Raw genomic sequence first — 13,765 nt, 5'->3', positions numbered from 1 at the left:
ACACGCCATAGAGTCGCCAACCGTCGGCATGGTGCCACGCTGACCTTGTCTAGAAGTTTCCTGGTCACCAAGGAGGTAAGACGACTTGTGAATGAGTCGACATTTTCTCCCGGGGGTGGTCAACCAGGAACGCCTGCGCGGGGCCAGGGCCCCACGGGGCTTCAGGCTGTCGGCTCCGTCGCTGTCCGAACCTTCGCAGCCCACCAGAGCCAGTCAAGCCCCCACACGGCTCTGTCAGCACACCAGAGCATGGATGGCCATCACGTGAACGCCATGGCCGGCGACGGAAGTGGCGCGCCCCACAACCACTTCGCCGACTACGACGAACTGCCCGAAGGGCACTTCTACGATCCCGACGCCGAATACGAGCCGGACCCGGAGTACGCGGCCACGCTCGCGCCCGACGCTGCCCGTCAGCGCCGTGAGCGCATCGGCCCGACCGGACGCCCGCTGCCGTACTTCCCGATCCCGGGCCCGCTGACCGATCACGGACCCGCGAAGATCATCGCGATGTGCAACCAGAAGGGCGGCGTCGGCAAGACGACGTCGACCATCAACCTGGGTGCCGCGCTCGCGGAGTACGGCCGCCGCGTGCTGCTCGTGGACTTCGACCCGCAGGGCGCGCTGTCGGTGGGTCTCGGCGTCAACCCGATGGAGCTCGACCTCACCGTCTACAACCTGCTCATGGAGCGGGGCATGTCGGCGGACGAGGTGCTCCTGAAGACGGCGGTCCCCAACATGGACCTGCTGCCCTCCAACATCGACCTGTCGGCCGCCGAGGTCCAGCTGGTCTCCGAGGTCGCGCGCGAGTCCACGCTGCAGCGTGCGCTCAAGCCGCTGATGGACGACTACGACTACATCGTGATCGACTGTCAGCCCTCGCTGGGCCTGCTCACGGTCAACGCGCTGACGGCCGCCCACAAGGTGATCGTCCCCCTGGAGTGCGAGTTCTTCGCGCTGCGCGGTGTCGCGCTGCTGACCGAGACCATCGAGAAGGTCCAGGAGCGGCTCAACCCGGAGCTGGAGCTCGACGGGATCCTCGCCACGATGTACGACTCGCGCACCGTGCACAGCCGTGAGGTGCTGGCGCGGGTCGTCGAGGCGTTCGACGACCACGTCTACCACACGGTCATCGGGCGCACGGTCCGCTTCCCGGAGACCACGGTCGCCGGTGAGCCGATCACCACGTACGCCTCCAACTCCGTCGGTGCCGCCGCCTACCGCCAGCTCGCCAGGGAGGTGCTCGCCCGGTGTCACGCCGAGTGAGTCTGCCGGGGGCCGACGAACTCTTCCGTACGACAGGAGGGATGGCGCTGCAGCCGTCCACTCCCCGGCGGTCCGCAGGCGGCGAGGCCAGGGTGCCGGCTCCCGCGGGGGAGAGCGATCCCGCCGCCGCGGAGGACGCGCCGCAGTCGGTGCCCGTGCAGGGCGGCGACGGGGACGGGGCGGAGCATGTCGCGGCCGAGGCGGAACCGGCCGACGCCGGGGAGTCGCGCAGCCGGGCGGAGCGCTCCGCGCGGCGGCAGACGGTGGCGCAGGAAGGTTCTGCCGCGGGTGCCTCCGGCGGGGCCGCTGCCGCCGGTGCCGCTCCGCGCAAGCGGGGCAGGTCGGGTACGCGGCGGCCCAGCGGACGCGAGCGGCACGACGAGAAGATCACCGTGTATGTGTCCGCCGAGGAGCTGATGGACCTGGAGCACGCGCGTCTGGTGCTCCGCGGTGAGCACGGGCTCGCGGTGGACCGCGGGCGGATCGTCCGCGAGGCGGTCGCCGTGGTGCTCGCCGATCTGGAGACCCGCGGCGACGCCAGCATCCTCGTGCGGCGGCTTCGGGGGCGGTAGGCGGTAGGGGTAGCCTGCGGGGGCTATGACCTCGAACGACGTTCCCCGCGGCCGTCGGCGTGCGCTGGGGCGCGGGCCGGGGGCGACGCCTGGACCCGAGCCCGCTCCCTCCGTCGAGGCGCCGGCGGAGCCCGTCGAGGAGGCGCCGGCGGAACTCGTCGAGGAGGCGCCGGCGGAACTCGTCGACGAGGCGCCGGCCGGCGAACCCCAGGAGAGCACCGACGGTGTCTTCACGGTGCGGCTCGCCAACTTCGAGGGGCCCTTCGATCTGCTGCTCCAGCTGATCTCGAAGCACAAGCTGGACGTCACCGAGGTGGCGCTGTCCAAGGTCACCGACGAGTTCATGGCGCACATCAGGGCGATGGGGCCGGACTGGGACCTGGACCAGACGACCGAGTTCCTCGTCGTCGCCGCCACGCTGCTCGACCTCAAGGCCGCGCGGCTGCTGCCCGCCGCCGAGGTGGAGGACGAGGCCGATCTGGCCTTGCTGGAGGCCCGCGATCTGCTGTTCGCCCGGCTGCTCCAGTACCGGGCGTACAAACAGATCGCCGACATCTTCGACCAGCGGCTCGACCACGAGGCCCGGCGCCACCCCCGTACCGTCGGGCTGGAGCCGCAGCTCGCGGAACTGCTGCCCGAGGTCGTGATCAGCATCGGGCCCGAGGGGTTCGCCAGGCTCGCCGTGAAGGCGATGCAGCCCAAGCCCAGGCCGCAGGTGTACGTCGATCACATCCACGCGCCGCTGGTGAGCGTGCAGGAGCAGGCGGGGATCGTGGTCGCGCGGCTCAGGGAACTGGGCGAGGCCGACTTCCGGGCGCTGGTGGCGGACACCGAGGACACGCTGACCGTCGTGGCACGGTTCCTCGCGCTGCTGGAGCTGTACCGGGAGAAGGCCGTCGCGCTGGAGCAGGAGGCCGCCCTGGGCACCCTGCTGGTGCGCTGGACCGGCGGGGACGGGGACGAGACGCCGAGGGTGACCGACGAGTTCGACCGGCCTGCCGAGGAGCCGGAGCAGGAGAGGAAACCGTGAGCGAGACCGTCGCCGATCTTGACCTCAAGCCCGCCCTCGAGGCCGTCCTCATGGTCGTGGACGAGCCCGCGAGCGAGGAGCATCTCGCGAAGATCCTGGAGCGGCCCCGGCGGGCGGTCGCGGACGCGCTGCGCGAGCTGGCCGACGAGTACGCCCGGCAGGGCCGCGGATTCGAGCTGCGGTTCGTGGCGGGCGGCTGGCGCTTCTACACCCGGCCGGAGTACGCCGCGGCCGTGGAGAAACTGGTCCTGGACGGGCAGACCGCCCGGCTCACCCAGGCGGCGCTGGAGACCCTGGCCGTCGTGGCGTACCGCCAGCCGGTCAGCCGCAGCAGGGTCTCCGCGGTGCGCGGGGTCAACTGCGACGGTGTGATGCGCACCCTGCTGCAGCGGGGTCTCGTCGAGGAGGCGGGCACGGAACCCGAAACAGGTGCGATCCTGTACGTGACGACGAACTACTTCCTGGAGCGGATGGGCCTACGGGGTCTGGACGAGCTCCCGGAGCTCGCGCCCTTCCTCCCGGAGGCGGAGGCGATCGAGGCCGAGACCCAGGAAGGGGTGCCGTCGTTCGACCCGGACGCTCCCGACGAGGGCCCGGGCGCAGACGACGAACACACGACGACGACGGACATTTGATGCGAAGCAGCGGCAGCGGCAGGAACGGCGGGCGCGGGAACTACCGCGGCGCCGGCAACAACAGGGACGAGCGCCAGGGGCAGGGCCGTCCCCGCAAGCCCCGCCCCGAGGAGCGCCGCTACGACGTGGGCCCCGGCGCGACCAAGGACGGCCCCAAGTCCGGGCGCGGCGCCTCCGCGCGCGGCGGCGCCAAGGGCGGCCCCAAGGCCGGTCCGAAGCAGGGCCAGCAGGGCGGCGGGCGCGGCCGTACGGCCCCCGCGCGCTCGCGCGAGTTCGAGACGCGGATCGAGGAGCGCAACCGCGAGCGGTACGCGGGCAAGAAGGACGTCAAGCTGCCCAAGACCTTCCCCGGCGCCGAGCAGGAGGGCGAGCGGCTGCAGAAGGTCCTGGCCCGCGCGGGCTACGGCTCCCGGCGTGCCTGTGAGGAGCTGATCGACGAGGCGCGGGTCGAGGTCAACGGCCGGATCGTCACCGAGCAGGGCCTCAGGGTCGACCCGGAGAAGGACGAGATCAAGGTCGACGGGCTGACGGTCGCCACACAGTCGTACCAGTTCTTCTCGCTGAACAAGCCCGCCGGTGTCGTCTCCACGATGGAGGACCCCGAGGGCCGGCAGTGCCTCGGCGACTACGTCACCAACCGTGAGACGCGGCTCTTCCACGTCGGCCGGCTGGACACCGAGACCGAGGGCGTCATCCTGCTCACCAACCATGGCGAGCTGGCGCACCGGCTGACCCACCCGAAGTACGGCGTGAAGAAGACCTACCTCGCGCACATCGTCGGCCCGATCCCGCGCGACCTGGGCAAGCGGCTGAAGGACGGCATCCAGCTGGAGGACGGCTACGCGCGCGCGGACCACTTCCGGGTCGTGGAGCAGACCGGCAAGAACTACCTGGTCGAGGTGACCCTGCACGAGGGCCGCAAGCACATCGTGCGCCGGATGCTCGCCGAGGCCGGCTTCCCGGTCGACAAGCTGGTGCGGGTCGCCTTCGGCCCGATCACGCTGGGCGACCAGAAGTCGGGCTGGCTGCGGCGGCTGTCGAACACCGAGGTCGGGATGCTGATGAAGGAAGTCGACCTCTAAAGCGTTGCCCTTGGCCACCACCCCCTTTTATAGTCGCAGTGACTATTAAAGGGGGTGGTCGTCGTGGAGGGCTACGACAAGTACGCGTTCGAGCCGTTCGCCGTGACCGTCGACCTCGCCGTCCTGACGATCCGCGACGGCGCCCTGCACGTCCTGCTCGTCGAGCGCGGCCAGGAGCCGTACGCCGGTCGCTGGGCGCTGCCCGGCGGCTTCCTGCTGCCCGCCGAGTCCGCGGAGACGGCCGCCCGGCGCGAGCTCGCCGAGGAGACCGGGCTGGCGGACGTGTCCGGGCTGCACCTGGAGCAGCTGCGCACCTACAGCGAACCCGGCCGCGATCCCCGTATGCGGGTCGTGTCGGTGGCGTTCACCGCGCTGCTGCCCGACGCCCCCGAACCGCGCGGCGGCGGGGACGCGGCGCAGGCCCGCTGGGTGCCGTACGGCACGGCGGGGCCGCTCGCCTTCGACCACGACCGCATCCTGGCCGACGCCCACGAGCGGGTCGGCGCCCAGCTGGAGCACACCTGTCTGGCGACCGCGTTCTGCCCGCCCGAGTTCACCCTGGGCGAGCTCCAGCAGGTCTACGAGACCGTGTGGGGCGCCCCGCTGGACCGGCCCAACTTCCGCCGCAAGGTGCTCGCCACCCCCGGCTTCGTCGAGCCGGTGCCGGGTGCCGCCCGGCTCACCGGCGGCCGCGGCAAGCCCGCCGCCCTCTACCGCGCGGGCACCGCGACCGCGCTGCACCCGCCTCTGCTCCGACCGTCCAGGGAAGGACGCCCCGCATGACCACGTACGAGAGGAAGCGCGCCGCCACCGGGGCCCTGCTGGGGCTCGCCCTGGGGGACGCCCTCGGCTTTCCCACCGAGTTCAACGACGTGCCGTCGATCCTCGCCAAGTGCGGGCCGTGGCGGGAGATGGAACTGCCGACGCCCGCGTTCGTCACCGACGACACCCAGATGACCCTCGCCCTCGGCCGCGGTCTGCGCACCGCCATGGACCGCGGGTACCTCGCGCCCAAGCGGCTGGAGCGGCCGGTGCGCGAGGAGTTCGTGGAGTGGTACCTCTCGCCCGAGAACAACCGGGCCCCCGGCAACACCTGCCTGGTCGCCTGCAACCTGCTCAAGGCCGAGGGCCGGGCCTGGCAGGACGCGAGCCAGGTCCACTCCAAGGGCTGCGGGGCCAACATGCGCGTCGCCCCCGTCGGGCTCGCCCCCGGCCTGAGCGACGAACAGCGGGCGGGCGCCGCACAGCTGCAGTCCGGACTCACCCACGGCCACCCGACGGCGCTCGCCGCGTCCGACCTCACCGCGCACGCCGTACGCCTGCTCGCGCAGGGCGCCGAGCCGGGCGCGCTGGTCGGGCTGCTGCGGTCGTACGCCCTGGAGAACCGCACCCGCTACCACCACACCTGGCTCGGCGATCTGTGGACCCGCGGCCAGGACCCGAGCCCCGAGCACTTCATCGCGCGCGGCTGGGACGAGTGCCTGGGTGTCCTGGAGCGGCTGGAGGCGGCACTGCGGGACCCGTCGCCGGAGACCGACCCGTGCCTGGCGACCGGGGAGGGCTGGATCGCCGAGGAGGCGCTGGCGACCGGGCTGCTGTGCTTCCTGCTCTTTCCCGACGAGCCGCTCACCGCACTGCGCCGCGCCGCCTGCTCCCGCGGCGACTCCGACTCCCTCGCCTGCCTGGCGGGCGCCTTCGCGGGGGCGTACCTGGGCGCCGAGGCGTGGCCGCAGGCGTGGGCGGACCGGATCGAGTACCACGGGGAGCTGACGGCGCTCGGGGCGCTGTGGGACGCGTGACCCGGCCGTCCGGTGGCGGGACGCGCGCAGCCGGGTGACAGTGGCCGGGACGCGGCCGGTCGTCCTGTGGAAGGCGGCACCATGACGGACAAGGACACGAGGGGCGAGAACCTCGGCATCGGCGATCTGCTCGGCGGCATCCTCGGCGGCCGGGGCGGTACCGGCAGCGGCGGGCTGCTGGTCGGCGCCCTGCTCAATGTACTGGGCCATGGCATGGGGACGAACCCCCTGCTCGGCCTGCTGGAGAAGCTCGGCGGCGCCGGGCTCGGCGAACAGGCGCAGTCCTGGGTCGGCACCGGCGACAACCGGTCCGTGACCGGCGACCAGCTGCGGCAGGCCCTCGGCGACGACACCCTCGACCGGGTCGCGCGGGAGGCCGGTGTCACCCCCGACCAGGCCGCGGACGACCTCGCCCAGACCCTGCCCCCGGTCGTCGACCGGCTCACCCCCGAGGGCCGGGTGCCCGAGGCGGCCTCGCTGGAGGAGCTGATCCGGCGGCAGTCGCTGTGACGCCGTCTCAGGGGGCGGGCGGCGGACACCGGACCTCCGCGCGCTGACTAGGCTGGTCGGGCAGAACAGCCGCACATCAGCGGCGCAACGCCGTACAGCAGCAAGGAGCAGTGCCGTGGCGGTACGAGCGGTCCGGGGGGCCGTGCAACTGGAGCGGGACGAGGCCGGCCACATGGAGGAGCAGGTCTCGGCCCTGCTCACCGCCGTACTGGAGCGCAACGGGCTGACCGCCGAGGACCTGATCAGCATCTGGTTCACGGCCACGCCCGATCTGCACAGCGACTTCCCGGCGGTCGCGGCCCGCAGGCTCGGGATCGTCGACGTGCCGCTGATCTGCGCCCAGGAGCTGGACATCGAGGGCGCCATGCCCCGCGTCGTCCGGCTGCTCGCGCACATCGAATCCGACAAGCCCCGCGCCGACATCGCACACGTCTACCTCGGTGCGGCGGCCGCCCTGCGCAAGGACATCGCCCAGTGAGGACCGCACTCGTCATCGGAACCGGGCTCATCGGAACCTCGGTCGCCCTGGCCCTCGTCCGGCGCGGCGTCGTCGTGCACCTCGCCGACCACGACCCCGAGCAGGCCCGCACCGCCGCCGCGCTCGGCGCCGGGACGGACCAGGCGCCCGAGGGCCCCGTCGACCTCTGTGTCGTCGCCGCCCCGCCCGCCCATGTCGCCGGGGTCCTCGCGGACGCCATCCGGCGCGGCACGGCCCGCGGCTATCTGGACGTGGCCAGCGTCAAGGGCGGGCCGCGCCGGGAGCTGGAGGCGCTGGGCCTGGACCTCACGACGTACCTCGGCACCCACCCGATGTCCGGCCGGGAGAAGTCCGGGCCGCTGGCCGCCACCGCCGACCTCTTCGAGGGCCGCCCCTGGGTGCTCACCCCCACGCGGGACACCGACACCGAGGTGCTGAACCTCGCCCTGGAGCTGGTCTCGCACTGCCGTGCCGTGCCGGTCGTCATGGACGCCGACGCCCACGACCGCGCCGTGGCCCTCGTCTCCCACATGCCGCACCTGGTGTCCAGCATGGTCGCCGCGCGCCTGGAGAACGCCGAGGAGTCCGCCGTACGGCTGTGCGGGCAGGGCATCCGGGACGTGACCCGGATCGCCGCCTCCGACCCGCGGATGTGGATCGACATCCTCTCCGCGAACCCCGGACCGGTCGCCGACCTGCTCAGCGACGTCGCCGCCGACCTCGACGAGACGGTCCGGGCGCTGCGGGCCCTGCAGTCCTCCGACGAGGACAAGCGGCGCGCGGGCGCGGCCGGCATCGAGGACGTGCTGCGGCGGGGCAACGCCGGGCAGATCCGGGTACCCGGCAAGCACGGCTCCGCGCCGCGGGTCTACGAGACCGTCGTCGTCCTCATCGACGACCAGCCCGGACAGCTGGCCCGCATCTTCGCGGACGCCGGCCGGGCCGGGGTCAACATCGAGGACGTCCGCATCGAGCACGCCACCGGGCAGCAGGCGGGTCTGGTCCAGCTGGCGGTCGAGCCGAAGGCCGTACCGGTGCTCACCGCGGCCCTGCGCGAGCGGGGCTGGTCCATCCGGCAGTAAGGGACGCGCTCCGGGGCCGGTAACCTTGTGCGGGGCGCCCTCGCGTCCCGCATCCACCCCGCACCGCACCAGGAAGGTGTCCCTCCGTGGAAAACGGCGCCGCCCAGCCCGTGATCGTCGCCATCGACGGCCCCTCCGGCACGGGCAAGTCGAGCACCTCCAAGGCCGTCGCCGCGCAGCTCGGCCTGAGCTACCTGGACACCGGCGCCCAGTACCGGGCGATCACCTGGTGGATGGTGAACAACGGCATCGACATCGACGACCCGACCGCGATCGCCGCCGTCGCCGGCAAGCCGGAGATCGTCTCCGGTACGGATCCGGAGCAGCCGACGATCACCGTCGACGGCGTCGACGTGTCCGGGCCGATCCGCACCCAGGAGGTCACCTCCAAGGTCAGCGCGGTCAGCGCGGTGCCCGAGGTGCGCACCCGGATCACCGAGCTCCAGCGGTCCATCGCGGCCGGCGCGGAGAACGGCATCGTCGTCGAGGGCCGGGACATCGGCACCACCGTGCTGCCCGACGCCGACCTGAAGATCTTCCTGACCGCCTCGCCGGAGGCCCGCGCCGCCCGCCGCAGCGGCGAGCTCAAGGGCGCCGACGTGCACTCCACCCGTGAGGCGCTGCTCAAGCGGGACGCGGCCGACTCCAGCCGGAAGACCTCGCCGCTCGCCAAGGCGGACGACGCGGTCGAGGTGGACACCACCGACCTCACCCTCCAGCAGGTCATCGAGTGCGTCGTCACCCTCGTCGAGGAGAAGCGGGCGGGGAAGTGACCGAGGCTCCGTCGGCGAGAGGCGCCGAGGTCGGGCGGCGCATCGGCGTCGGCCTGATGTACGGCCTGTTCAGGCCGCGCGTGCTGGGCGCCTGGAAGGTCCCCGCGACCGGCCCGGTGATCCTCGCCGTGAACCACAGCCACAACATCGACGGCCCGATGGTCATGGGCGTGGCCCCGCGGCCCACCCACTTCCTGATCAAGAAGGAAGCCTTCGTCGGCCCCCTCGACCCCTTCCTGACCGGCATCGGCCAGCTGAAGGTGGACCGCTCCGTCGCCGACCGCACGGCCATCAGCCGGGCGCTCGGTGTGCTGGAGAGCGGCGGCGTCCTCGGGATATTCCCCGAGGGCACGCGGGGCGAGGGCGACTTCGCCTCCCTGCGTGCCGGGCTCGCGTACTTCGCGGTGCGCAGCGGGGCGCCGATCGTGCCCGTGGCCGTCCTGGGAAGCTCCCAGCGGCGCGGACGGTTGATAAAGGCGCTGCCCCCGCTGCGCAGCCGCGTCGACGTCGTGTTCGGCGAGCCCTTCGAGGCGGGCGACGGCACCGGCCGCCGCACGCGCAAGGCGCTGGACGAGGCGACCGAACGCATCCAGAAGCAGCTCACCCTGCACCTGGAAAACGCCAGGCGCCTGACCGGGCGCTGAGCGACACTGAGTAGTGGATCAAACCGGTCGGACCGGGACGCTCCACCGATCACCACGAATGAACGACGAGGTACGGACTTCATGAACGACCAGATCCAGCCCGGCGGCTCGGACCACTTCGAGCACGACCACGGGGCGCTCGGCGACGCCGAGTACGCGGAGTTCATGGAGCTCGCCGCGGAAGAGGGCTTCGACCTCGAGGACGTCGAGGGTGCCATCGAGGCGGCCGGGCACGGTCCGCTGCCGGTGCTCGCCGTCGTCGGCCGCCCCAATGTCGGCAAGTCGACCCTGGTGAACCGGATCATCGGCCGCCGCGAGGCGGTCGTCGAGGACAAGCCGGGCGTCACCCGTGACCGGGTCACCTACGAGGCCGAGTGGGCGGGCCGCCGCTTCAAGGTCGTCGACACCGGCGGCTGGGAGCAGGACGTCGCCGGCATCGACGCCTCCGTGGCCGCGCAGGCCGAGTTCGCGATCGAGGCGGCCGACGCGGTCGTGTTCGTCGTGGACGCCAAGGTCGGCGCCACCGACACCGACGAGGCGGTCGTACGGCTCCTGCGCAAGGCCGGCAAGCCGGTCGTGCTGTGCGCCAACAAGGTCGACGGCCCCAGCGGCGAGGCCGACGCCGCCTACCTGTGGTCCCTGGGCCTGGGCGAGCCGTACCCGGTGTCCGCGCTGCACGGCCGGGGCACCGGCGACATGCTGGACGCCGTCCTGGAGGCGCTGCCCGAGGCCCCCGCGCAGGGCTTCGGCGGCGCCGGGATCGGCGGCCCGCGCCGCATCGCGCTCATCGGCCGCCCCAACGTCGGCAAGTCCTCGCTGCTGAACAAGGTGGCGGGCGAGGAGCGCGTCGTCGTCAACGAGCTCGCGGGCACCACCCGCGACCCGGTCGACGAGCTGATCGAACTCGGCGGCGTCACCTGGAAGTTCGTCGACACGGCCGGTATCCGCAAGCGCGTCCACCTCCAGCAGGGCGCCGACTACTACGCCTCCCTGCGCACCGCGGCCGCCGTCGAGAAGGCCGAGGTGGCGGTCATCCTGATCGACGCCTCGGAGTCCATCTCGGTGCAGGACCAGCGGATCGTGACGATGGCCGTGGAGGCCGGGCGCGCGATCGTGCTGGCCTTCAACAAGTGGGACACCCTCGACGAGGAGCGCCGCTACTACCTGGAGCGGGAGATCGAGACCGAGCTCGGCCAGATCGCCTGGGCGCCCCGCGTGAACGTCTCCGCGCGCACCGGCCGGCACATGGAGAAGCTGGTCCCGGCGATCGAGACGGCCCTCGCGGGCTGGGAGACGCGCGTGCCGACCGGACGGCTGAACGCCTTCCTCGGCGAGCTGGTCGCCGCCCACCCGCACCCGATCCGGGGCGGCAAGCAGCCGCGCATCCTCTTCGGCACCCAGGCCGGCACCAAGCCGCCGCGGTTCGTCCTGTTCGCCTCCGGCTTCATCGAGGCGGGCTACCGGCGCTTCATCGAGCGCCGCCTGCGCGAGGAGTTCGGCTTCGAGGGCACCCCGATCCACATCTCGGTGCGGGTGCGCGAGAAGCGCGGCCAGAAGAAGAAGTGACGAAAGGGGCGGCTCCCGAGGAGCCGCCCCTTTTCCGTTCCGTCGCCAGCCTCAGAAGCCGCGCGTCCCCGGCGGCAGCGCGGCGACCCGCTGCCACTGCGGCTGGTGTCCACCGCCGCTGCGCGCACTGCTGGCTCCCGCGCTGTACGCGCTGTAGGAGCCGCCGTACGACCCTGAGTGCCGGACCCCGTACGGGCTGCTGCCGAACGCGGTGAACTCCAGCCCTTCCTCACCGCTGCGATCGCCCGGCAGCGAACGGAAGGTCTTGACGTACTCGGCGTACAGCTTGTCGTAGATCGGCGTGGCCGATGGGCCTGATTGGGGGTCGTGAACCGACCGGGCCGAGGGGATCGGCGGCGGAACCTGACGGCGGGGGACGTCGTATGCGTACACGTAAGTCCAAACGACGGGACGCGCGAAGGGATGCGGTGGGGCAGCGCCCTGCTCGGCGGGCGAACGTCACGTCCCTGCCAGAGGCAGCGCGGCCCCGACCAACTTCCCGTTCGCCGCGGCCTTGTCGAGGGCGTCACGCAGCAGGTCCTCGCGGGGCTGACGCCCGATGGACCCCACGGGCGCCGCGAACATGAGCACCTGCTGGTGCTTGTTGGCGGCCGCCCGCCAGCCCTCGGTCACCTGGAGCGGCTGGTGCGCCTGCCACCAGGCCACCGGCTGCCCGCCGTTCGGCCCCGGCTGCAGCACCGCGTGCAGCTGGCCCATCGCCAGCAGCACCGACCACCCGTGCTGCACCGGCGGCACCGTGGACAGTTCGGTGAGCGGCATGAAGCCCTGCTCGATGAGCAGCGGCAGGAAGTCGTCGCCGGACCCGCCCGAGCCGGGCCGCACGATCGGGCCGGTCGGCTCGACGACCAGCGCGGGGTGCAACTCCCCGGCGATCAGCACGAGTCCGCTGGTCACGCCGAGCACGGCCTGCTCGGGCACCACCTTGTCGGGCTCCAGGTCGACGGTGTCGCCGCTGATCGACCGCACGGCGCCGCGCAGCTGCTCCTCGGTGACCTGGACGACCTGCGAGGGCAGGCAGCTGGCGTGGGCGAAGGCGAGGACGGCGGTCTCGTCCCCGACGAACAGGACGGTGCTGGTGCGCTCGAGCTCGGAGTCGCCCGGGGTGCGGCAGGACGTGCAGTCGTAACTGCCAGGGGCGTTGTCTCCGGCGAGCAGCCGGTCTGCTTCTTCGTCGCCGATCTCGGCGCGTACCTCGTCACTGAGGTCCAGCATGCGCGGCACGGGTTGCTCCCTAGTGATGCGGGGTGGGGCGAGGCCGGGCGGCCTCATGAAGAAGACAACGGGTGAGCTGTGGCGGGAGTCACGCTGCCCGCCGAACGGAATCGCGGCATCCGACGCGCAGAGTCATATCGCGAACGGAATCGACCACTCCCTGTCAAGTGATCGGACGTCAAAGGAACTTGCCGCGGTGAGGTGGGTCACAGATGGTCACATCGGGTCGATCGACAAATCCCGAAATCGATGAAGGAGTCGGGTCATGCCGATGAATTCGTACCGGCGGTAACGGTCAACTGGCCTGGCCCGTAAGGCGGTTGGTTGAGCGGAGCTCACCACGCTCCGTACATTCGTCGGCCGTGCGGCACCGAGCACCGCTCGAAGAGAGGGATTCTCATGTCCGAATGTGCGGATACCACGCACGACCACGCCTCCCGCACGGCGCGCACGACGGCGGTCCTCGCCGGGGCGGCCCTGCTCGCCCCGCTCGGGCTGCTGACCGCGACCGGCGGCGCCCGTGCGGCGGACCACGGGGTGTGGGACCGCATCGCCCAGTGCGAGAGCGGCGGCGACTGGCACATCGACACCGGCAACGGCTACTACGGCGGACTGCAGTTCTCCGCGTCCACCTGGCGCGCGTACGGCGGCACCGCCTACGCCCCGACCGCCGCAGGCGGCAGCCGCGAGCAGCAGATCGCCGTCGCCACCGAGGTCCAGCGGGACCAGGGCTGGGGCGCCTGGCCGATCTGCTCGGTCCGCGCCGGCGCGTACGGGGACGCGCCCGCGGCACCCGCGACCGGCGGGGCCGCGCCGTCGCGGAGCGCCGAGTCGCCCACGGGCCGTACCGAGTCCCGTACCGGGCAGCGCACCGGGAAGGCCGCCCCGGTCCAGTCCGCCGAGGCGCCGGCGCGGGCCCTCGGGCACACCGACCGTGACGCGTCCCGCGGGCACCACACCGTCCGACCGGGCGACACGCTCAGCGCCGTCGCCGGGCGGTACGGCACGACCTGGCAGGCGCTGTACGCCGTCAACAGGGCCGTCATCGGCGGTGACCCCGACCTGATCCTGCCCGGACTGCGCCTGGACGTCTGA

At 72.4% G+C, this 13,765-nt stretch carries 16 protein-coding genes; 14 read left to right on the top strand and 2 right to left on the bottom strand.

The genetic code is table 11. The features are described 5' to 3' along the window. Positions 1-273: 273 nt before the first annotated feature. The 13 genes from ACSU6M_RS07320 (at position 274) to der (ending at position 11,437) form a co-directional block, all read left to right on the top strand. Positions 274-1,266 carry a ParA family protein gene (locus ACSU6M_RS07320; protein ID WP_404733177.1) on the top strand — a complete coding sequence of 331 codons (993 nt, stop codon included), beginning with the start codon at positions 274-276 and terminating at the stop codon, positions 1,264-1,266. Beyond that, on the top strand, positions 1,251-1,838 hold the full coding sequence (locus ACSU6M_RS07315; RefSeq protein WP_437068040.1) for a hypothetical protein: 588 nt from the start codon (positions 1,251-1,253) through the stop codon (positions 1,836-1,838). Before ACSU6M_RS07320 ends, ACSU6M_RS07315 begins: the two co-directional genes overlap by 16 nt. 25 nt (positions 1,839-1,863) lie before the next feature. Further along, positions 1,864-2,868 (top strand): segregation and condensation protein A, encoded by a 1,005-nt coding sequence (locus ACSU6M_RS07310; RefSeq protein ID WP_437068038.1) that lies wholly within the window; start codon positions 1,864-1,866, stop codon positions 2,866-2,868. 50 nt (positions 2,869-2,918) lie between these two features. Next, positions 2,919-3,503, top strand: coding sequence for an SMC-Scp complex subunit ScpB (gene scpB / locus ACSU6M_RS07305; protein ID WP_437075037.1), 585 nt, complete (start codon positions 2,919-2,921; stop codon positions 3,501-3,503). Beyond that, positions 3,503-4,585: a pseudouridine synthase gene (locus tag ACSU6M_RS07300; protein ID WP_437068036.1), complete on the top strand. Its 1,083-nt coding sequence runs from the start codon at positions 3,503-3,505 to the stop codon at positions 4,583-4,585. The genes scpB and ACSU6M_RS07300 overlap by 1 nt, the downstream gene beginning before the upstream one ends. Before the next feature lie 63 nt (positions 4,586-4,648). Further along, positions 4,649-5,368 carry an NUDIX hydrolase gene (locus tag ACSU6M_RS07295; protein WP_437075036.1) on the top strand — a complete coding sequence of 240 codons (720 nt, stop codon included), beginning with the start codon at positions 4,649-4,651 and terminating at the stop codon, positions 5,366-5,368. Continuing rightward, the gene (locus tag ACSU6M_RS07290; RefSeq protein WP_437068034.1) at positions 5,365-6,384 is read left to right on the top strand and encodes an ADP-ribosylglycohydrolase family protein; all 1,020 of its coding nucleotides are present in this window, start codon (positions 5,365-5,367) and stop codon (positions 6,382-6,384) included. Before ACSU6M_RS07295 ends, ACSU6M_RS07290 begins: the two co-directional genes overlap by 4 nt. An 81-nt stretch (positions 6,385-6,465) precedes the next feature. Next, positions 6,466-6,894, top strand: coding sequence for a YidB family protein (locus ACSU6M_RS07285; protein ID WP_437068032.1), 429 nt, complete (start codon positions 6,466-6,468; stop codon positions 6,892-6,894). Positions 6,895-7,009: 115 nt separating this feature from the next. After that, positions 7,010-7,372, top strand: a complete 363-nt coding sequence (aroH, locus tag ACSU6M_RS07280; protein WP_437068031.1) for a chorismate mutase — start codon at positions 7,010-7,012, stop codon at positions 7,370-7,372. After that, positions 7,369-8,454: a prephenate dehydrogenase gene (locus ACSU6M_RS07275; RefSeq protein ID WP_437068029.1), complete on the top strand. Its 1,086-nt coding sequence runs from the start codon at positions 7,369-7,371 to the stop codon at positions 8,452-8,454. Before aroH ends, ACSU6M_RS07275 begins: the two co-directional genes overlap by 4 nt. 86 nt (positions 8,455-8,540) lie before the next feature. Then, positions 8,541-9,227 (top strand): (d)CMP kinase, encoded by a 687-nt coding sequence (gene cmk / locus ACSU6M_RS07270; protein ID WP_437068027.1) that lies wholly within the window; start codon positions 8,541-8,543, stop codon positions 9,225-9,227. Next, on the top strand, positions 9,224-9,871 hold the full coding sequence (locus ACSU6M_RS07265; RefSeq protein WP_437068025.1) for a lysophospholipid acyltransferase family protein: 648 nt from the start codon (positions 9,224-9,226) through the stop codon (positions 9,869-9,871). The genes cmk and ACSU6M_RS07265 overlap by 4 nt, the downstream gene beginning before the upstream one ends. Before the next feature lie 81 nt (positions 9,872-9,952). After that, the gene (gene der / locus ACSU6M_RS07260; protein ID WP_437068023.1) at positions 9,953-11,437 is read left to right on the top strand and encodes a ribosome biogenesis GTPase Der; all 1,485 of its coding nucleotides are present in this window, start codon (positions 9,953-9,955) and stop codon (positions 11,435-11,437) included. A 51-nt stretch (positions 11,438-11,488) separates the two neighbouring features. Here the strand turns inward: der and ACSU6M_RS07255 are convergent, their stop codons facing one another. Next, positions 11,489-11,830, bottom strand: a complete 342-nt coding sequence (locus tag ACSU6M_RS07255; RefSeq protein WP_437068021.1) for a hypothetical protein — start codon at positions 11,828-11,830, stop codon at positions 11,489-11,491. A gap of 66 nt (positions 11,831-11,896) precedes the next feature. After that, on the bottom strand, positions 11,897-12,679 hold the full coding sequence (locus ACSU6M_RS07250; RefSeq protein WP_437068020.1) for a hypothetical protein: 783 nt from the start codon (positions 12,677-12,679) through the stop codon (positions 11,897-11,899). A 390-nt stretch (positions 12,680-13,069) separates the two neighbouring features. Between ACSU6M_RS07250 and ACSU6M_RS07245 the strand changes: the two genes are divergently transcribed. Further along, positions 13,070-13,765, top strand: coding sequence for a transglycosylase family protein (locus tag ACSU6M_RS07245; protein ID WP_437068018.1), 696 nt, complete (start codon positions 13,070-13,072; stop codon positions 13,763-13,765).

This window comes from Streptomyces sp. enrichment culture, from assembly GCF_964272895.1.
Taxonomy (GTDB): Bacteria; Actinomycetota; Actinomycetes; order Streptomycetales; family Streptomycetaceae; genus Streptomyces.
The sequence above is the reverse complement of the archived record's forward strand: the minus strand, read 5'-3'. Positions and strand labels throughout refer to the sequence as shown.

Excerpts from the sequence above, each read along its gene's own strand:
- ACSU6M_RS07320 (WP_404733177.1), top strand. The coding sequence starts at position 274 with ATGGCCGGCGACGGAAGTGGCGCGCCCCACAACCACTTCGCCGACTAC.
- ACSU6M_RS07310 (WP_437068038.1), top strand. The coding sequence starts at position 1,864 with ATGACCTCGAACGACGTTCCCCGCGGCCGTCGGCGTGCGCTGGGGCGC.
- scpB (WP_437075037.1), top strand. The coding sequence starts at position 2,919 with ATGGTCGTGGACGAGCCCGCGAGCGAGGAGCATCTCGCGAAGATCCTG.
- ACSU6M_RS07300 (WP_437068036.1), top strand. The coding sequence starts at position 3,503 with ATGCGAAGCAGCGGCAGCGGCAGGAACGGCGGGCGCGGGAACTACCGC.
- ACSU6M_RS07290 (WP_437068034.1), top strand. The coding sequence starts at position 5,365 with ATGACCACGTACGAGAGGAAGCGCGCCGCCACCGGGGCCCTGCTGGGG.
- ACSU6M_RS07285 (WP_437068032.1), top strand. The coding sequence starts at position 6,466 with ATGACGGACAAGGACACGAGGGGCGAGAACCTCGGCATCGGCGATCTG.
- der (WP_437068023.1), top strand. The coding sequence starts at position 9,953 with ATGAACGACCAGATCCAGCCCGGCGGCTCGGACCACTTCGAGCACGAC.
- ACSU6M_RS07245 (WP_437068018.1), top strand. The coding sequence starts at position 13,070 with ATGTCCGAATGTGCGGATACCACGCACGACCACGCCTCCCGCACGGCG.